At 68.9% G+C, this 16,782-nt stretch carries 18 protein-coding genes; 12 read left to right on the top strand and 6 right to left on the bottom strand.

The genetic code is table 11. The features are described 5' to 3' along the window. Nucleotides 1-219 precede the first annotated feature (219 nt). Nucleotides 220-630 (bottom strand): DoxX family protein, encoded by a 411-nt coding sequence (locus MMF94_RS20165; protein ID WP_241038655.1) that lies wholly within the window; start codon nucleotides 628-630, stop codon nucleotides 220-222. A 290-nt stretch (nucleotides 631-920) separates the two neighbouring features. Here MMF94_RS20165 and MMF94_RS20160 point away from each other — a divergent pair, with 290 nt between their 5' ends. The 5 genes from MMF94_RS20160 (at nucleotide 921) to MMF94_RS20140 (ending at nucleotide 5,283) form a co-directional block, all read left to right on the top strand. Continuing rightward, on the top strand, nucleotides 921-1,322 hold the full coding sequence (locus MMF94_RS20160; protein ID WP_241038654.1) for a cupin domain-containing protein: 402 nt from the start codon (nucleotides 921-923) through the stop codon (nucleotides 1,320-1,322). Nucleotides 1,323-1,452: 130 nt separating this feature from the next. Continuing rightward, nucleotides 1,453-2,145 (top strand): class I SAM-dependent methyltransferase, encoded by a 693-nt coding sequence (locus MMF94_RS20155; protein WP_379660380.1) that lies wholly within the window; start codon nucleotides 1,453-1,455, stop codon nucleotides 2,143-2,145. Between the two features lie 333 nt (nucleotides 2,146-2,478). Then, the gene (locus MMF94_RS20150; protein ID WP_277398770.1) at nucleotides 2,479-3,498 is read left to right on the top strand and encodes an alcohol dehydrogenase catalytic domain-containing protein; all 1,020 of its coding nucleotides are present in this window, start codon (nucleotides 2,479-2,481) and stop codon (nucleotides 3,496-3,498) included. Between the two features lie 103 nt (nucleotides 3,499-3,601). Then, on the top strand, nucleotides 3,602-4,549 hold the full coding sequence (locus MMF94_RS20145) for an aldehyde dehydrogenase family protein (protein WP_241038652.1): 948 nt from the start codon (nucleotides 3,602-3,604) through the stop codon (nucleotides 4,547-4,549). Between the two features lie 197 nt (nucleotides 4,550-4,746). Further along, entirely contained in the window at nucleotides 4,747-5,283 is a 537-nt protein-coding gene (locus MMF94_RS20140; RefSeq protein ID WP_241038651.1) for a hypothetical protein, read from the top strand. Nucleotides 5,284-5,298: 15 nt separating this feature from the next. On the opposite strand, the gene MMF94_RS20135 is transcribed toward MMF94_RS20140, so the two are convergent. Next, the gene (locus MMF94_RS20135) at nucleotides 5,299-6,684 is read right to left on the bottom strand and encodes a peroxidase family protein (RefSeq protein WP_241038650.1); all 1,386 of its coding nucleotides are present in this window, start codon (nucleotides 6,682-6,684) and stop codon (nucleotides 5,299-5,301) included. 448 nt (nucleotides 6,685-7,132) lie between these two features. On the opposite strand from MMF94_RS20135, the gene MMF94_RS20130 reads away from it, so the two are divergent. Continuing rightward, nucleotides 7,133-7,594 carry a MarR family winged helix-turn-helix transcriptional regulator gene (locus MMF94_RS20130; RefSeq protein WP_241038649.1) on the top strand — a complete coding sequence of 154 codons (462 nt, stop codon included), beginning with the start codon at nucleotides 7,133-7,135 and terminating at the stop codon, nucleotides 7,592-7,594. A gap of 68 nt (nucleotides 7,595-7,662) precedes the next feature. Here MMF94_RS20130 and MMF94_RS20125 read toward each other — a convergent pair whose 3' ends face one another. Next, nucleotides 7,663-8,880 carry a low temperature requirement protein A gene (locus MMF94_RS20125; protein ID WP_241038648.1) on the bottom strand — a complete coding sequence of 406 codons (1,218 nt, stop codon included), beginning with the start codon at nucleotides 8,878-8,880 and terminating at the stop codon, nucleotides 7,663-7,665. A 245-nt stretch (nucleotides 8,881-9,125) separates the two neighbouring features. On the opposite strand from MMF94_RS20125, the gene MMF94_RS20120 reads away from it, so the two are divergent. Beyond that, nucleotides 9,126-9,467, top strand: a complete 342-nt coding sequence (locus MMF94_RS20120; protein ID WP_241038647.1) for a hypothetical protein — start codon at nucleotides 9,126-9,128, stop codon at nucleotides 9,465-9,467. 167 nt (nucleotides 9,468-9,634) lie between these two features. After that, nucleotides 9,635-10,618 carry a DUF1996 domain-containing protein gene (locus MMF94_RS20115; RefSeq protein WP_241038646.1) on the top strand — a complete coding sequence of 328 codons (984 nt, stop codon included), beginning with the start codon at nucleotides 9,635-9,637 and terminating at the stop codon, nucleotides 10,616-10,618. 46 nt (nucleotides 10,619-10,664) lie between these two features. On the opposite strand, the gene MMF94_RS20110 is transcribed toward MMF94_RS20115, so the two are convergent. Beyond that, complete coding sequence (locus tag MMF94_RS20110; RefSeq protein WP_241038645.1) at nucleotides 10,665-11,426, bottom strand: hypothetical protein; 762 nt, start codon at nucleotides 11,424-11,426, stop codon at nucleotides 10,665-10,667. 820 nt (nucleotides 11,427-12,246) lie between these two features. On the opposite strand from MMF94_RS20110, the gene MMF94_RS20105 reads away from it, so the two are divergent. The 4 genes from MMF94_RS20105 (at nucleotide 12,247) to MMF94_RS20090 (ending at nucleotide 15,039) form a co-directional block, all read left to right on the top strand. Further along, complete coding sequence (locus tag MMF94_RS20105; protein WP_277398769.1) at nucleotides 12,247-12,786, top strand: sigma-70 family RNA polymerase sigma factor; 540 nt, start codon at nucleotides 12,247-12,249, stop codon at nucleotides 12,784-12,786. Then, on the top strand, nucleotides 12,786-13,505 hold the full coding sequence (locus tag MMF94_RS20100) for an anti-sigma factor family protein (RefSeq protein ID WP_241038643.1): 720 nt from the start codon (nucleotides 12,786-12,788) through the stop codon (nucleotides 13,503-13,505). The genes MMF94_RS20105 and MMF94_RS20100 overlap by 1 nt, the downstream gene beginning before the upstream one ends. A 3-nt stretch (nucleotides 13,506-13,508) precedes the next feature. Next, nucleotides 13,509-13,964, top strand: coding sequence for a GNAT family N-acetyltransferase (locus MMF94_RS20095; RefSeq protein WP_241038642.1), 456 nt, complete (start codon nucleotides 13,509-13,511; stop codon nucleotides 13,962-13,964). A gap of 328 nt (nucleotides 13,965-14,292) precedes the next feature. After that, the gene (locus tag MMF94_RS20090) at nucleotides 14,293-15,039 is read left to right on the top strand and encodes a hypothetical protein (protein ID WP_241038641.1); all 747 of its coding nucleotides are present in this window, start codon (nucleotides 14,293-14,295) and stop codon (nucleotides 15,037-15,039) included. On the opposite strand, the gene MMF94_RS20085 is transcribed toward MMF94_RS20090, so the two are convergent. Continuing rightward, nucleotides 15,023-15,832 (bottom strand): amino acid kinase family protein, encoded by an 810-nt coding sequence (locus MMF94_RS20085; protein ID WP_241038640.1) that lies wholly within the window; start codon nucleotides 15,830-15,832, stop codon nucleotides 15,023-15,025. The genes MMF94_RS20090 and MMF94_RS20085 overlap by 17 nt on opposite strands. A gap of 17 nt (nucleotides 15,833-15,849) precedes the next feature. Next, nucleotides 15,850-16,659, bottom strand: a complete 810-nt coding sequence (locus MMF94_RS20080) for an amino acid kinase family protein (RefSeq protein ID WP_241038639.1) — start codon at nucleotides 16,657-16,659, stop codon at nucleotides 15,850-15,852. Nucleotides 16,660-16,782: the final 123 nt, after the last annotated feature.

Genomic DNA, 16,782 nt, shown 5'->3' with positions numbered 1-16,782 from the left:
AGCGGCTTCAGCCGGCTGATCCAACGCATGCTCGCCGAGAAGACGATCGTGCCCTTGGCCGTCAAGCACTACCGGCACCGACTGTCGGTCCACGGCAAGCCACTGCAGTACATCGCGTTCGTCACGCGCAAGACAGGCGACGTCCCGCCGGCCTGGGTCCGCTGACCGGCCGCTGCCCCGCTCGGACGTCCACACGGTGCTGCTCACGCAGAGGTGGGATCAGCGGCCGAACCGGGCCGCCAGCGCCTTCGTGCTGTCGCGCCGGCCGTAGGCGACGATCGCGGCGAGCACCCCGACAACGGCGGGCATCACGACCAGGACCCCACCGCCGATCGCCAAGGTGATCGTTACGGCACCGATCATCAGCAGGACGAAGCACAGGGCGGCCAGCCCGGTGAGGCGTGGGATGAACATCGCGATCGCACCGGCCAGCTCCAGCGCGCCGATGATGTACATCCCGGGCATCCCCAGCCCCATGGCCTCGAAGCCCGCGACGTTCTGCGCCTCGGCGGTGAGCTTGCCGAACGCCGAGAACGCATAGACGGCGGCGAGGACGACTTGCAATGTCCAGAGTGCGATGTTCCCGGCGCGGCTGCCGTTGGTGGTGGCGGTGGACGTCGAGCTGGTCATTGGTCTGCTCCATCGGTGTGGCTCGTGAAGTACGGTCGTCGTCGAGACCGGACAGAGCGGACAAACTCATCGGAGCTCGCTCGCGCGAGGTGGTTGCCCAGGTCGTGCGGGTGGTCCACAGCTCACGTGGCGCGCCGGCGCAGGGTCACCGCGGTCCGCGCTTGCCGGAGGGCGAGCGTCGATGCGCAGCCGCTGGGACCATGGCTCCCCCGACGGCGGGAGGCACAGAAATGTCCTTCGCACCCGGAATGATCGCCCTGAAACCAGGCGAGGGTCGTCGCGTTGATGCGATGGGCAACGTTCGCACCAACAAGGCCGTTGGCGCCGACACGGGGGGCGCCTGGGCGCTGGTCGAGGTGCAGGTCACCGGCGCCGGTCCGCCACTGCACCAGCACGATCGCGAGGACGAGGCGTTCTACGTGCTGGAAGGCCGCGCGCGGGTCTGGGTGGGCGATGCCGAGTTCGAGGCCGAGGCGGGAAGCTTCGTTCTCGGACCCCGCGGAGTCCCGCACACATTTGCGGGACAGCCCGGTGGCGACCTCAAGCTGCTGGTCTTGATCGCGCCGGCCGGGTTCGAGCAGATGTTCGACGAGATCGCGCAGCTGTCCGAAGCGGAACAGCTTGACCCGTCAGTGCTCGGCGGAATAACCGCGCGCTACGGAGTGCAGACCCTCGGCCCACCACGTCGATAGCGACCGAACGCTCGGACGGCCGGAAATTCCATGGACGATCCCCATCCCCGTCGTCATCGTGGGCACCGTGCGACAGGAGGACATCTGGGACGTCGAGACCGCTCAGCGTTACGACACGCCGGGCACCGGGATGTTCGCCGCCGACGTCGTGGGGCCGACCGTGGACCGGCTCGCCGAGCTCTCCGCTGGTGGGCGGGCGCTGGAGTTCGCGATCGGAACCGGTCGCGTGGCCGTGCCGCTCGCCGAACGAGGAGTGCCCGTCACCGGCATCGAGCTATCCCGCCCGATGGTCGACCGGCTGCGAACGAAGGTGGACGAGGCGACGATCCCGGTGGTTGTCGGAGACATGTCCACGGCCGTCGCCCCTGGGTCGTACACGCTGGTCTACCTCGTGTTCAACACGATCGCGAATCTGCTCACCCAAGCCGAGCAGGTGGCCTGCTTCCGCAACGCCGCCCGCCACCTGACGCCCGGTGGCCGGTTCGTGATCGAGCTGTGGGTTCCCGAGCTGCGAACACTCCCCCCGGGCCGGGAGGCCACGGTCTGCCATAGCGAACCCGGCTACATAGGACTCGACACCTACGACGTCCTGAACCAGCACGTCGTGTCGCACCACTTCCGGTTCTCCGACGGCCGGCAAGCGGAGCTGTTCCGTACCCCGCACCGCTACATCTGGCCGGCCGAGCTCGACCTCATGGCCCAGCTCGCCGGCTTCGAACTGCAATCGCGCCACGCCGATTGGGCCGGGTCGGATTTCACGGCCGAATCTCCATCCCACGTGTCGGTGTATCGCCTTCCGCCGCACGGGACTCGGCGAACCTGACGAACGTCGGCTTCGGGATCGTCGCACCGATACGGACGAGTTGAGCCATTTATCTCACAACCGGCTGTTCACTATAAGTGCGAGCGAGGGTACTCAAAGCAATAGCCACACTTCGCCGATGAACCTTCCATTCATCGAGAAGGCAGCCTAGTCTCAGTGTTCTCAACAACTCGTTGCGTCCAACTCCGGACAGCGATTCGAATTGCGCATCGCACTGGAGTCGCGAGTGTCGTTCGACCGCGTGCACGCGGTGATTCGTGCACTGCCGGAACGATCGGCGTGGTGGTCGGGGATCCGCCGGCAACGACCTGCCTCGACCGGAAAGGCGAACTGATGTACGCGGTAATTGCGACCGGGGCCAACGAACCGCTGTCGTTCGTGGAACGTGATGTGCCGACGCCCGGCCCCGGCGAGGTGCTGGTCCGCATGACCGCGTGCGGGGTGTGCTTCACCGACCTCAACCTGATCCGAGGCCACTACCAGTTCGCTCGGTTCCCCGTAGTGCCTGGTCACGAGGTCACCGGCATCGTGGAGGCCGTCGGGTCGGCCGTCACCTGGCCGACGGTGGGCACTGCCGTCGGGGCGCAGTTCCTGTACGGCTCGTGCGGGCATTGCGACTACTGCGTCCGAGCCGAGCAGATCCTTTGTCCGGCCAAGCGGATCACCGGCATCGTGACCGACGGTGGATACGCCGAATACGGTGTCTTCAAGGCGGGGTTCCTCACGCCGTTGCCGGGCGGTCTGGACCCCGTTGCGGCGGCTCCGCTGATGTGTGCGGGCATCACCGCGTTCAACGGGCTGAGGCAGGGTGGGATCCGCGCCGGGTCCCGCGTTGCGATCATCGGCGCCGGCGCGATCGGCACGCTGGCGATCCAGTACGCCGTGGCCATGGGGGCGCGGGTCGCCGTCGTGGGCTCGTCACGAGGTTCGGAGGAATACGCGCAGGCACTCGGCGCGGAACAGTTCATAGTGACCACCGAAAAGGATCCGGCCGCCGAGCTCAGAGCGTGGGACGGCGGTGCGAACCTGATCCTCAACGCGGCCCCGACCACCGCGGCGGCCGCAGCGGTGTTCGGCGGCCTCGCCCCGGACGGCACGCTTGTGCTGTGCGGATATGACAACGACCCGCTGGTTCTGCCGACCCAGCCGATGATTCTCAATCGGCTACGTGTCGTTGCCAACCTTTCGGGCTCGCCGCATGACCTGCGCGACACCCTCGCCTTCTCTGCGGCCCAAGGGATCGTGCCCGATGTCATCCCCATCCCACTCAAGGAAGCCCCCCAGACTCTGGAGGCGATGTCTTCCGGGGGCCTCAACGGCCGCAGGGTCATCACTTTCCAAGGAGTTGCGTAATGTCGGTCGACATCAATTCCGGCAGGCGCGGAATGCTGATCGGCGGCGCGGAGATGCCGGCCGCCTCCGCCCGCACCACCGACGACATCAATCCGGCAACACCGTGGTCATCCGGCCGAGTGAGGACGCCCCGGTCACCAGCGGGCTGTTCCTTGCCGAGGTGCTGGCGGCCGCCGGACTGCCCGCCGGGGTCGTCAACGTGGTCACCAACGATCGAGCGGACGCGCCGGCGGTCATCGAGGCGCTGATCGCCCACCCCCGGGTGCGTCGATGCAACTTCACCGGATCGACGGCGGTCGGGAAGATCGTCGGGCGGCTCGCCGGCGAGCACATCACTCCCGTCCTTCTCGAACTCGGCGGCAAGAACCCGATCCTCGTGCTCGACGACGCCGATGTGGACCAGGCTGCCGAGCAGTCTGCTTTCGCCCGGTTCATGAACTCCGGCCAGATCTGCCTGTCGGTGGACCGGATCATCGTCGACCGATCCATCGCGGCGCGGTTCACCGAGAAGTTCCTCGAGCACGTCGCCGCGCTCGCCAAGAACGGCCCGGATTCGCCCGACGCCATCATCGGACCGATGATCCACGCGCGAGCGGCCGCCCGCGTCGCGGAGCTCGTTTCCGACGCCGTGGTCAAGGGTGCGCAGATCGTGTTCGATGCGGGCCCTGTCGACGGGGCGTTTCACCCGCCGACGGTCCTGACCGGCGTCACGCCGGGCATGCGGATCCACTCCGAGGAGATCTTCGGCCCGGTGGCTGTGATCTACACCGTCGACTCCGAGGAGGAGGCGATCGCGCTGGCCAACGACACCGAGTACGGACTGTCCAGCGCCGTCTACACCGAGAACGGCACGCGTGGGCTGATGGTGGCGCGGCGGTTGCGCCACGGCTCGGTCCACATCAACTCGCACACCATCGCCGACGAGCCACAGGCTTCGGTGGGTGGGGTCAAGGACAGCGGTTTCGGCCATTTCGGCAGCGACTGGGGCGCCGAGTTCTTCACCGAGACCCGTTGGGTCACCGTCGCCGCTCCACGTGCCGGGACGCGGTAGCCGGCCCGAGCCCCTGTCCGGTACGAGGCGCCATCGAGTCCGGCACTTTCGGCGGTGAAACCCCCGGTAGGACCTGCTTTCACCCTTGGTGGGCGGGTCCCGGCCGGTCGCAGCGGTAGAGCATCCCGACGGGGAAGTTCCCCATCGAGGAGCCGCGACGCCGACGCCGAACCGTCCGGCCGATCCCGGGAGGCGCCATGTACCACGCCGACAACACCCGCAGGCCAGGACCGAGCGGGCTCGCCCGCTGGGCCGTGGCGGCTGTGCTCGCAGGCGTCGCAGTTACGGGCTGCGCTCCCGGCGCCGCCCCGCCCCCGGCGGCGCCGCCTGCCACCACCCCGGCCACGGCTGCTCCTCCCACGACCTACTCCGCGTCGCTGTGTACAGCAGCGGCACAGTTCCAGACCGCGGCCAACGCCATCGTGGAACTCGACGCCACCAAGGTCGGGACGGAAGGTGTCAAGGCGGCTCTGCAGAACCTCGGGGCTGCCGGGCGCAACCTTGCCAACGAGGCCAGGGAACAGTTCGGCCCGCAGGTGGACGACCTGAACCAGGCGATCGAGACGCTGCAGGTCACGACCGCCGGGCTCAGTGACCAGAACAGCCTGTCGGCCAAACTCGGCGCGCTGACCTCCTCGGTCAGCGGTGTCGAGCAGGCGGCCAAGCCGATCATGGACAGCATCCGGACGGGTTGCCCCGCGGTGCCTCCGGTCGTGACACCTACCGGGTCCTGACGCTTCGGCCTGCGGTCACGCCTGGTCGCGGTGGATGCCGAAGGTGAGCAGGTCTGCCATGCCGAAACCCGATCCGGTGACGGGCAGGGCCGGCTCCCAGTCCGGTTCCAGGCTCAGGTAGCTCGCCGGGTCGGCCCGCAACAATCCGATCAGGACCTCCGCCACGATCCGTCCGCCGACCGGGCCGAGCCGGTCGCCCGCGCCGCGGTGCTCGGCCTCCTTGAGGATGTAGAACCACAGCGGAGTGCCGTGCGGCCAGGACTGCCCCAGCTCGTCGTCGGTCAGCGGAGTCACGCCGAGGAGCCGGGAGACCGTCTCGCCGCTGGGCAGCCCGGTGGTCTCGCCACGCAGCAGGTCGCGCACCGCCAATGAGCGGTAGGCCGCGGCGTCGACCTCGCCGGTGACCTGCTCGGGCAGTCCGATGAGGCTGGCCGCGAGCCGGCCGTCGATGCGTTTGGCGCGCTGCGCGGGCGGGCGGCCGGGCACGTCGAAGACCTGCGTGAGATCCAGGCGCCGGTCGGCGGGCAGCGGACCGAACCCGACCAGGTCGGGAAAGAGCGGCAACGCGGGACCGTCGTCGACGAGGCGGTAGGTGTGCCGGATCTGGCCGTGGCCGTAGCGGAAGGCCGCGTCGGCGAACTCCAGCGGGATGTAGGCCTCCAGTGACGGCGGCGCGAACCACCGGCAGCCCTCGGCAAGCACGTGCTCCACCAGGCTCGCCCCGACGAGCCGCGGCAGGAAGTCGTGGACCACGATCCACTGGTAGTGCCAGGTGAGGGTGATCCGCGCCCTGTCGAACACCTCGGCCTCGGGCACCCCGTTCTCCCGCAGCCAGTCGACGATCCGGTTGTGCGCGTGCAGAAGGGCGACGTGCAGGCTCAGTGAGAACAGATGCACGTCGTTGCGGGGGTCGCCGATCAGGGCCACGCCCTGCTGGTTGCGCGGCACATCGCCGCCGTCCGGACCGAGCAGGAACTTCGCCGGGTCGCCGTGATCGAACAGGTAGGGCGAGCCGATCGGACCGTCCGAGTAGACGATCTCCAGGTTGAGCTTCGGGGAGCGGGCGTTGCGCAGCTCCTCGGGACCGACGCCGCCCGTGATGGGAGAACGGTCGGCGGTGATGTCGTGGGCGATCAGCTGGCCGAAGAACGGCCACCCGGCGGCCTCCGTGGCGTCGTCGCCGTCGGGGCTGAGCTGGTCCAGGACCGCGGCGGCGTCGCAGATCCCGCCGTCGCTGCCCGCGCGCATCAGCAGTTGCGGGTCGGTGCCCAACGGGTCCAGGCCCGGGAACATGCGCCCGTAGCGGGCCGCCCCGGTGGGCCGGTCCACGGCACGTACCAGGCTGAGGCAGTGGTCGCGAGCGGCCACGCGGCTTCCGTGGTGGTGCGACGGAGCGCTCACCTGCGGAGCGTATGCCCGGGTGGCGCCCGGATCAGGCCTTTCGGGTAGATGCCCACCTGATGTGACGCTCTCGGGCGCCTCGGCCGGGGGACGGTCGCCGGGTAGGGCGCCACCTTCCGGGGCCTCTACCGCGCCGAGGCCGCGCTCAGCGAACGGCGGGGGCGTCGTCGCGTCCGGATCCTCGACGTGATGGGAGAGTCGGTCGACGGACATGGGTGCTCCCAGCGGTTCGGGCGGTGCTCCGGAGTCACCGGCTCCAGCTAGGACAGGACGACCCGCGGTTCTGTGACAACGGGCCGAGACCGGCGGTGGCCCCGGTCGCCGCCGCGTTCCCGACCACGACCATCAGAGGATTTGGGCTGCTCGCCGGGCCATTAGAGACGTACCTACTAAACTCGCAACGACGGGTGGCAGTGATCGCCCCTGAACGGAGCGCTAGGAGCAGCAGGTGGTCACCCGAGCGAGACGGAACGAGACCGACCCTGATCTCGGAGTCCTTGCCGGGCGGCTGCTCTTCGCAGTGCAGAACGAACTCTTCACCTCTCTCGCCAAGGAAGGCTTCGACGACCTGCACCCGCGCCACGGCGCTGTTCTCGCTTATCTCGACGAAGGCGGAGTGCGCGCCACGGAGTTGGCCCGGCTCTCGGGCCAGCACAAGCAGGTCGTCGGCACCATGATCGACGAACTCGAGGCTCTCGGGTACGTCGAGCGCAAGCCCGATCCCGCCGACCGCAGAGCCAAGCTGGTCTGTCCCACGGCGCGCGGACTGGCGCAGGCACGTGCGGCCGACAAGATCATGTCGGCGATTCAGGAACGGCATGCGCGTCGCATCGGCCGCGACACCTTCACGATGTTCAAGGCGGCACTGATCGACGTCACCGATCACCAGCGCCGGCAACAGCCCCAGTAGCGATCCGTCGCCTGCCTGCCCACTGCCCGCTGAACGCGCCCCGCTTGTTCAGCTCGTCCGACTCCCGTTCAGGCGCTGATCCGTGCGTCGCGGTGGTCAGCCGTGACCCGCAGGGCGACGAGAGCACCGACGGGAACGCACATCGCCAGGACGGCCCAGGGGACCGGGAGCCCCGCCGTGGTTGCGGCGGCGATGCCGATGAGGACAGCGCAGGCGGCGAGAACGTAAGCGGTCTTGCGGGCGAGCGCGGGGTCGAGCGGCGAGTGCAGCGTCCAGGTGAGCAGCAGGAACACACATATGGGCACCGCGACCGCGAACCCCACCAACCCGGCGGGGCCGGCGATGGGATGGACGAGCATCTCGGCCACCACCTCCAACCCGGCACCGAGCGCCGCGAGCGCGGCGAAGATGCCGTAATGGCCATAGCTCCACCAGAACGAGCGCTCCCGATGCCGGGCGAGCCCTTTGCCGGCTGACGTGCGGAAGTACAGCCACCAGCAGCCGAACAACAGGATCAGGCCACCGCTTCCGACGAGCACCGTGTAGATGTCGACACCCGCCTGCACGGCAGGAGCGAGCGCGCGGGAGGCCGCGAGCACGCTCTCGCCGAGCACGATGAGCGTGAAGAGGCCGTGGCGCTCGGCGATGTGGTCCGGATGCCAGGTGATGCCGTTACGCCGTTCCGCCCAGACGGGCACGGCCAGCTCCGCGGCGACCAGCACGAAGAACCCGACGATGCCGGCCGCCTCCGGTAGCGCCAGCCGGGCGATCCATCCGACCTGCACCACGGCGATGCCCGCGGCGTAGCGGTGTGCCGTCATCCGGTGAGCGGGGTCGTCGTGTGCTGCGCGCAGCCACTGCACCACCATCGCCACGCGCATGATCACGTAGCCGATGGTCACAGCGGTCCAGTCCTGCTCGTTCAGCGCTGCAGGTACACCCGCGGCGAGCACGAGCACGCCGCCCATCTGCAGCAGCGTCACCAGCCGGTACGGCGTGTCGTCGGAGTCGTAGGCGGAGGCGAACCAGGTGAAGTTCATCCAGGCCCACCAGATCGCGAAGAACACCATCAGATAGCCGAACAGCCCCTGCGCCGCGTGATCCTCCGCGATCGCGTGCGCGAGCTGTGCCGCGGCCGCAGCGACCGCCACGACGAACGTGAGGTCGAACAGCAGCTCCAGTGGTGTCGCCGCCCGGTGGCGCTCACCGGTGTCCCTGGCAACCATCGGCACCCGCCACGGACGACCACCACCGCGTGGCGACACCGCCGCCGAACCGTCGCTCATCGTGCACACCGTCCTCTCCACCAGCGGAGGCACACTTCGTCGCACTTCGGCCCGGTCACTCTAGTCAGTACCGGTGATCGTCATGGGAACGGACCAAGTCGCCCGATCGACGAGAAACACCTTGCCCGGCCCGCTCTGCCGCTGCCCGTATCGTGCCGATGGTGCGCAGCGGCCGCCGTAGTGCCGCGGGCAACGGCCGGGAGCGCCACGAGCCGACCCAGGCCACGTGCAAGCGGGGGGTAGAGATGAGCGAGAGCGATCCTCACATCCACGTGCAGTCCGACCTCGGCGCCGACGCCGCGGCCCGCAACAAGATCGCATCGATGTTCGGCCTCGCAAGCGACCTCCCGAGCGTCGTCACGACTGGGTGCGAGCTGCGGGTGCCACGTGCGATGACATCTCCGCTGCCGGCCCGGGTCACTTGCCTGGCGTGCCGCGAACACGCTCACCGACAGCACCTGCGCTCCGCCGAGCAGCTCGAACGCCTCAGCCGCACGCCGGGAATGAACGTCAGCAGCGCACAAGCACAACAGGCCGCGGACAGGCATCGCGACCTCGCCGCGCGGTTCTCCGGCATCGATACCTGACGGGACCGGAGTGACCGCAGCCACGCCGCGTCCGGCGCACGTGGTCACCGCCACTTATTACCCTCGCAACAAAGTTCGGGGCCGGCCGACCTGGTGCTCCGCGCGTACTTAGACTCGCGCGCGGTGTCGGCAGATCGCCTGGCACAGGGGGCAGGAGAAGGAATCTGGTGACCGGTTTCGGGGGCCGGCCCGTGCGTTCTGTGTGGGTCGGATATGTGGTCATCGCAGTCGTCGTGGCCCTGTGGGCAGTCCTGGTCGCCTGTGGCGACCGCGGTGACCACACGGGGCCGGCTGCGACCGACTTCGTGGCGATCGCGGACGTCTCGGTCGCGGAGCCGGCGGTGGCACCGAAGAGCGGCGGCTCGACCGGCACATTCCGTGAGGACTGCGGTCGCAACCAGCGGGGCATCCACAACTCCGACAACATCATCATCTCGCCCGGGGTGACCGGCGGCGCCCACCACGCGCACGACTACGTGGGCAACGTCTCCACGAACGCCTTCTCCACCGACGCGAGCCTTGCCGCGGCCGACACCACCTGTGCGGACGGCGACCGCTCCACCTACTTCTGGCCGGTGTTGCTGGCACCGGGCGGATCGGCCGGCCAGAGCAGCCCGGGCCACGGTGGCAACCTCTGGATCCAGGTTCCGCAGTCGGTACTGATCGAGTTCCGCGGGAGCCCGGTGAGCAACGTCGTGGCGATGCCGCGCTTCCTCGACGCGTTCACGGGCAACCCACACGCCGTCACGGAAGGCGGTACCGGCACCGAGCACGTGCAATGGAGCTGTTCCGGCGATCGCACACGCATCACGCGGCAGTACCCGCTCTGCGGGGAAGGCCAGCAGGTGATCCGCATCTTCGACTTCCCGAGCTGCTGGAACGGCAAGTCCCTCGACAGCCCGAACCACAAGTCCCACCTCGTCTACCCCGACGCAGCCGGCGCCTGCCCGGGCGCGACGTTCCCCGTGCCGCAGCTGCACATCGAACTCGCCTACGCGGTGCCGGCGGGCGCCCGGTACGCCGTCGACTCGTTCCCGGAGGAGATGCGCAACCCGATCACCGACCACGCCGGGTTCATCAACGTCATGCCGGATGAACTCATGACAACGGTGGCGGAATGCATCAACTCCGGGCGCCAGTGCACTGCGTGAGTGCGCACCCGGAGTTGATCAGAAGCTTGCTGTCATCCCGGACCTGTCAGTAGCCGGAGCTACCGCCGGACCCCTGACCGTTCCCCGACTGGTCGTTTCCGGAGGCCGGCGCGGGCTGGGGTCCCCCGTTGGACTCCTGCGAGGACTGCTGCGAGGACTGCTGCACGGCGCCGGTCTTGCCGCCCTTCGGGTTGATCGCGAACCACGTGTTGCCGACGCCCTGGCCCTTGATGTCGCCGGGCTGCTGGTCCTTCGAGAAGTAGTACACCGGCCACCCGGCGATCGTCACCTGGCAGGTGCCGTCGGGGCGCTCGACGTAGCCGACCGTGGACGCGTCGACTCCGACGTTGTAGATCTGCCCGGGGGACTTGACCAGCAGCGGCGGCCAGGTCACCGCACAGTCGCCCTGGCAGTTGGACTTCGACGGCTTCGCGGTGTCCTTGTCGAAGCGGTACAGCGTCATGCCGTCGTTGTCGCTGACGTACGTGCCGATCTGGGCGTTGACCACCGCCTGCAGCTGGATCTTGTTCGAGGCGTGGTCAGGGGACAGCGTGATCTGCGTCGTGGAGGCCCCACCGTAGATGTCGACCTTGCCCTGGGTGCGCACCACCTGGGGCGCCTCGGTCGCGATGACCTGACCGAACTGCGACCCGTCGGCAGGCGCCTGCTGCTCGGCCGACGGGGCCGGCGCGACCGCCGCGGGCGGAGCAGCGGCCTGAAGCGGGGGCGCCGGGGTGCCGCACGCGGCGAGAGCGGCGAGGCCGGCCGCAACGATGACGGCCTGGCGGGCGAGGGAGCGGAGCGCCATGAGGATCTTCTCTCCGGGGAGGTTTGCGGGCCGGTCGCTCCGACCCGTACGCGCTAGCACACGGAACCGAAGCCCAGGTGGTTCGACTAGTGATCCATCCCACGCCACGCGGCGGCAAAGACCCGGACCCTCCCGCGCACTCCAGGGGCAGGCTCCGTGGCGAACCCGCTCCACCGGCAGCGATGCTGACTGCACCGCAAGCGCGACAAGCAGGTCGAACCGCACCGCCGATCACGCGACCAGCGGTCCGTCCTCCCCCGCCGGGTTGCGGCAGCCAGAACGAGCACGCCCTTTGGTCAGGAGAACGTGGGTCAGATCATCCAGTCCTGAACCCGCGCTCCGAACGAGCCGTGTGGTGTGCGGAAGTCGATCGGAAGCTCGTCGCCGCACAAGCGAGGTGGTCATGTCCTGCCAGTTCTCCCGACGCCGTTGCCGCCGTACGGCACATCGCCGCTCCGGCGGTGGTCGGGGGCGTTCTGCTCCGCCAGGCAGTACGACGAGAAAGCCGCCGACAATTTCGCGAAGATCCAGTGAACCTCACCGACCCCAGCGACGTGTCCTGGGTGGCCGGCGCTCCCGGCTCAGGTTGTCGAAGGTGAGGGTTTCGGTAGATGACGGTGTTCACGCCGCAGTCGGCATTCGGTGCCGACCCACCGCCCGCGAGGGCGGCTGTAGCGGTGTGTACCGCCCACCCGGGCCCGAACCTCGTCGAACAGCCAGGGCGCCTGTGCCTACGGGGATACGTCGTGGTTACCGCCGGCGTGGCCGGCGGAGCTCCCACGTCGTGGGGCGCGGGGAAAGGGAAACGTGCGTGGTCGGGATGAGAACGACACGTCGGCCAGGTGGTGCCGACGAAGCCCTCGTGCGTTCCCTCTTCGAGGAGCACGGAAAAGCGATGCTTGCCTACGCGACGAGGCTGACCAGTGACCGCGCCGCCGCTGAGGACGTCGTCCAGGAGGCACTCGTGAGAGCGTGGCGACATCCGGACTCCCTCGTGAACGGGAAAGGTTCGGTACGCGGCTGGCTGCTCACCGTGGTCCGCAACATCGTCACCGACCGGATCCGAGCCCGAAACGCACGACCCGCCGAAGTGCCGGAGTCGCCGACCAACGTCCCGGTCGAGCGAGATCACGCCGACCGTGTGGTCGACACCATGGTTGTGCTCGATGTGCTGGGCCGTCTGTCCGCCGAACATCGTGAGGTGCTCGAGCAGGTCTACCTGCAGGGGCGGTCGGTCGATGAAACCGCCAAGGAGCTAGGTATCCCGCCCGGCACCGTGAAGTCCCGGTCGCACTACGCGCTGCGGGCATTGCGCCAGATGTTTCCCGAACGGCGGGTAGGGATGGAAGGAGCTGCCTGATGAGCGCGGCACGTGACCATGCAGACATCGATTCCTACGTCGCGGACGAACTGGACCCGGAGGAGAAGAAGGTCGTCGAGGAACACCTCGGCACCTGTTCCGAATGCAGGGAGGAGGTCGACGTGCTTCGCGAGCTCCAGCAGCTGCTGGCAGACGTACCCCCCGAGGTGCTGTTGGACGGCCCACCTGAGGACGCGGACCTACTCCTGCAACGAACGCTGCGGCAGGTGAGAGCAGAGTCCTCTCAAGTCGAGGGCCGGCGCCGATACCTCGCCGCCGCGGCCGCCGCGGCGGTGGCGGCCGTAGCGCTCGTCGGGGGCGTTCTCGTCGGCCGGGTGACTCTGAGTGAGAACGGGCAGAACATCGCCGCAGGTCCGGCTCCTGGCTCCACGACGGCCGCGCCTGCCACCCCCGGCACCCGCTACGCGAGCGCGACCGATCCGTCCACAGGTGCCCGGGTGACCGCTGCCATCGTGCCTGCGGCCGGCTGGGTTCGCGTCAGCGCGGCGGTCACCGGCATTCCCGCGGGGCAACGTTGCCAGCTCGTGGTGGTGGCCAAGGACGGTACCCGCGAGACGGCGGGCGGCTGGCTGGTCTCGGAGCAGGGCTCCACCGGCGGAACCACGCTCGACGGGTCGGCGTTGATCGCCCCCGAGGACGTGGCCGGTGTGGTCGTCCAGAACACGGGTGGGAAGCAGTTCGTGGAGGCTAAGGTGTGACGCGTGGCAGATCAGCTCGTCGCCGATGACTTCGTCGTCCCGGCGGGCCTGACCACCGAGCGGTTTCGGCTGGAGCCGCTCGGGCCGGAGCACAACGAGTCCGACCACGCCGCCTGGACCAGCAGCATCGACCACATCCGGGTGACTCCTGGGTTCCCCTACGGGGACTGGCCTCCGCTCTCCGGCATGACACTGGAGGCGAACCTCGCCGACCTGCAAGGCCACGCGCGCGACTTCGCTCAACGCACCGGGTTCACCTACACCGTCCTCGAACCCGAGGACGGTGAGGTGATCGGGTGCGTCTACATCTATCCCTCGCGGACGCCCGGCTTCGACACGGCTGTGCGCTGCTGGGTCCGTGCGGACCGGGCCGAACTGGACGGGCCGCTCGCGACAGCGGTCGAGGGGTGGCTGAGCCGGGCGTGGCGTCTCGGGAGTCTCGACTTCCGCGGGCGCTGAGTGTCACATCCTCGCCCAGAACCGTACGAATCACACGAAACACACTCGCGCGCCCCGACCCTGCGTAACCGAGGACGCAATCCGACGATCAGAGCCCGCAAAAGGTAATGCCTACTCCTGGTTGTCAACCGCCGCTCAGGGCTCTCTCGGCGGCCACTGCCGACGTTTCTTGATCGGTTTTGTTCGGCCTTTTCTGGGTATGTCCCCCTGCCGGTTGCGGGTCCGATCTGCCGGTTCTAACCTTGCCCAACCTGCGCCTAAGTCCGAATCAATTGTCCTCAGCTGCAGAACGGGTACTCCCCGTTCGCCGGAAGAGCAGGAGATCGACATGGCCACACCGGACGAGAGCGGCACCTCGAGAACCGATGTCGGTTCCCGGCCCACAACTCCCGGCATACCGCAGCAGCGACCTCCGAGCGAGACCACGACGCCCGGTGGGACTGCGCCGGAGCAGAGAACTCCCGCGGGTGGCGCCGGCTACGCGCCCGGCAGCGGCGCAGAACAGGGGCCGCCTGCCGGCCGCCACGCCGCGGTCGACAGCGCGTCCGACGTGCCGTCGGGGCGCGACCGCGTGCGCTGGGGCCCGGTATGGGCCGGCGTCATCGTCGCGCTGGCGGTGTTCGTTGTGCTCCAGCTCTTCTTCTTCGCCGTGGGCGTGCTCGGCCCGGGCTACGGCGGCAACACCACGGGCGGGATCGTCAGCGGCATACTGGCGTTGATCTCGTTCTTCATCGGAGGCCTGCTCGCCAGCGCTTCCACCGCCTGGCGGGGCGCAGGCGACGGTCTGCTGCACGGCGTGCTCGTCTGGGCGTTGAGCATGCTCGGGATCCTCATCCTCGCCTTCATCGGCGGCAGCTCGGTGCTCGGGCCGCTGGCCGCACTCCTGGGCGCCCAGCAGCAGGGCATCGTCATCGACCCCGTGCTGGTGCTCAGGTCCGCACGGTCGGCAGCGGGCTGGGCGGCGCTCGGCCTCGGGCTGTCGGTCGCCGCAGCAGCGATCGGCGGAGTGGTCGGCTCAAAGCTCTGGCCACGCAGGACGAAGTCGGTGGAGGGCGAGCTCAGTCAGCGTGGATGACCGTCCCGACGTTCTTGCCGGCGAGCGCGAGCGTCAGGTTCCCGGGAACGAGCCCGTTGACGACCTGGATCTCCCGCACGTGCTTGGCGCGCGTCATCAGCTCCAGCACGAGCGGATCGACGGGCAGTTCCGCTCGGTCTCGGCCGAGTAGCTCGCTGACCGCGACTCTCGTGCCGCCGTCGGGAGCCCCGTCCGCATCCTTGACGTAGACGAGCTGCGCGGCTCCGTAGGCGTCGGCCAGCAGGAACGCACCCGCGTCGCTGCGGTGCGGCGGGATCTTGCCCACCGCAGGCGGGAACTCGTGCACCCCGTAGGGCGGGTAGCCGTTGGCCACCACGGCCCGGCTCGCCGACAGGTGGGTGGCCAGCTGGTTGGCGACCGTGCCATGCGGCAGGTAGGAGACACCATCGGCGGCCAGGAGGGCAGCGAGCAGGTGCGCGTTCTGCTCGGCCTCGGTGGCTGCCAGGCCACCGAGTACGCCGGTGGGCATGCCGAGGTCCAGACCCACGCCGAGGATGTGCCGCGCCCGGACCCCGGCGCCCGTCAGGATCAGCATCCGGTGCTCGGCGAGTGCGGCTCGCAGCTCCCCCACGAGCGGGATCACGGCATCGCGACCCCTGTCCATGATCGTGGTGCCGCCGATGGCCACCACCCGCAACCACGGCAGCACGCGGATCACCGGCCGGTCGACCGGCCGCACCAGCTCGCGGTCCAGCAGGGTCTGGCGCATCAACAGCGAGGGGACGTCCTTGGCCGCGACCGACTCGGCCGACGTGGCGCCTGGCTTGGTCATGGGGTGCTCCGTGGGCGTCATGCGGCGGTGATGATCGAACCGACGTGCTCTCCGTCGAGCGCGCGGCGGACCAGCTCGGGCCGCAGGCCGTTGACGATCTGGACCTCGCGCACGTGCCGGGCGTGTCGCATCAGCTCCAGCACCGGACGCTCGATGACCAGGTCGGGGAGGTCCATCTCGATCAGCTCGTCGACCGTGGCTCTCGGGATGAACTTGGCGGATCCGTCGTTCTTGGGGTTGGCGCTGTAGAGCCCGTCCTCGTCCTTGACGAAAATCATCTGTTTGCAGCCGTAGGTCTGCGCCACCAGATAACAGCCGGCGTCGGTCCGGTAGGGCGGGATCACGCCCTCACCCGGCACCCGCTGCCACAGGTCGTAGGGCGGCATGCCCGAGAAGATCACCGCTCCTGACTCCGCCATCTGCAGCGCGAGCACGCCGAACGCCGACGGTCCGACCGTCGGCACGCCGTGTTTCGCCATCAGGTAGCCGAGCATGTGCGCGTTCTGGCCGGCGACCGCGGCTCCGACCTCGCTCAGCACGCCGGTCGGCATGCCCAGCTCCGCGGCCAGTGCGTAGACGTGCCGGGCCCGCGTGCCACCGCCGGTGCCGATCAACATCTTGTGGGTCCGCTTGGCGGCCACGAGTTGGTCGACGACCGGGAACACCGCGGCACGTCCCCGGTCGATGAGGCTCTGGCCACCGATCTTGAGCACGCTGACGTCGGGCAGGATGGCGTGATCCTCGACAGCCTCGGTCGCCCGCTGTAGCTCCGGGTCGCTCAACGAGCGCGACATCAGCAGCTCCGCCAGGGACGCGGCTCCAGTCATTGAACCCTCCTCGACCGCCCGTTTTCGCAGGTCAGTGGGCACTGTAACCAGGACTCCGCAGGATTGACGACTCCCGCTTCGGGTGGCCGGACCGAATATGCGGACCGTCACCCGGTGTGCCGG

It is taken from the genome of Pseudonocardia alaniniphila (assembly GCF_022524485.1).
Lineage (GTDB): Bacteria > Actinomycetota > Actinomycetes > Mycobacteriales > Pseudonocardiaceae > Pseudonocardia > Pseudonocardia alaniniphila.
This window is presented reverse-complemented; position numbering and strand designations above follow the sequence as displayed.

Excerpts from the sequence above, each read along its gene's own strand:
- MMF94_RS20165 (WP_241038655.1), bottom strand. The coding sequence starts at position 630 with ATGACCAGCTCGACGTCCACCGCCACCACCAACGGCAGCCGCGCCGGG.
- MMF94_RS20160 (WP_241038654.1), top strand. The coding sequence starts at position 921 with ATGGGCAACGTTCGCACCAACAAGGCCGTTGGCGCCGACACGGGGGGC.
- MMF94_RS20155 (WP_379660380.1), top strand. The coding sequence starts at position 1,453 with ATGTTCGCCGCCGACGTCGTGGGGCCGACCGTGGACCGGCTCGCCGAG.
- MMF94_RS20150 (WP_277398770.1), top strand. The coding sequence starts at position 2,479 with ATGTACGCGGTAATTGCGACCGGGGCCAACGAACCGCTGTCGTTCGTG.
- MMF94_RS20140 (WP_241038651.1), top strand. The coding sequence starts at position 4,747 with ATGTACCACGCCGACAACACCCGCAGGCCAGGACCGAGCGGGCTCGCC.
- MMF94_RS20125 (WP_241038648.1), bottom strand. The coding sequence starts at position 8,880 with ATGAGCGACGGTTCGGCGGCGGTGTCGCCACGCGGTGGTGGTCGTCCG.
- MMF94_RS20120 (WP_241038647.1), top strand. The coding sequence starts at position 9,126 with ATGAGCGAGAGCGATCCTCACATCCACGTGCAGTCCGACCTCGGCGCC.
- MMF94_RS20110 (WP_241038645.1), bottom strand. The coding sequence starts at position 11,426 with ATGGCGCTCCGCTCCCTCGCCCGCCAGGCCGTCATCGTTGCGGCCGGC.
- MMF94_RS20105 (WP_277398769.1), top strand. The coding sequence starts at position 12,247 with ATGAGAACGACACGTCGGCCAGGTGGTGCCGACGAAGCCCTCGTGCGT.
- MMF94_RS20100 (WP_241038643.1), top strand. The coding sequence starts at position 12,786 with ATGAGCGCGGCACGTGACCATGCAGACATCGATTCCTACGTCGCGGAC.
- MMF94_RS20090 (WP_241038641.1), top strand. The coding sequence starts at position 14,293 with ATGGCCACACCGGACGAGAGCGGCACCTCGAGAACCGATGTCGGTTCC.
- MMF94_RS20085 (WP_241038640.1), bottom strand. The coding sequence starts at position 15,832 with ATGACCAAGCCAGGCGCCACGTCGGCCGAGTCGGTCGCGGCCAAGGAC.
- MMF94_RS20080 (WP_241038639.1), bottom strand. The coding sequence starts at position 16,659 with ATGACTGGAGCCGCGTCCCTGGCGGAGCTGCTGATGTCGCGCTCGTTG.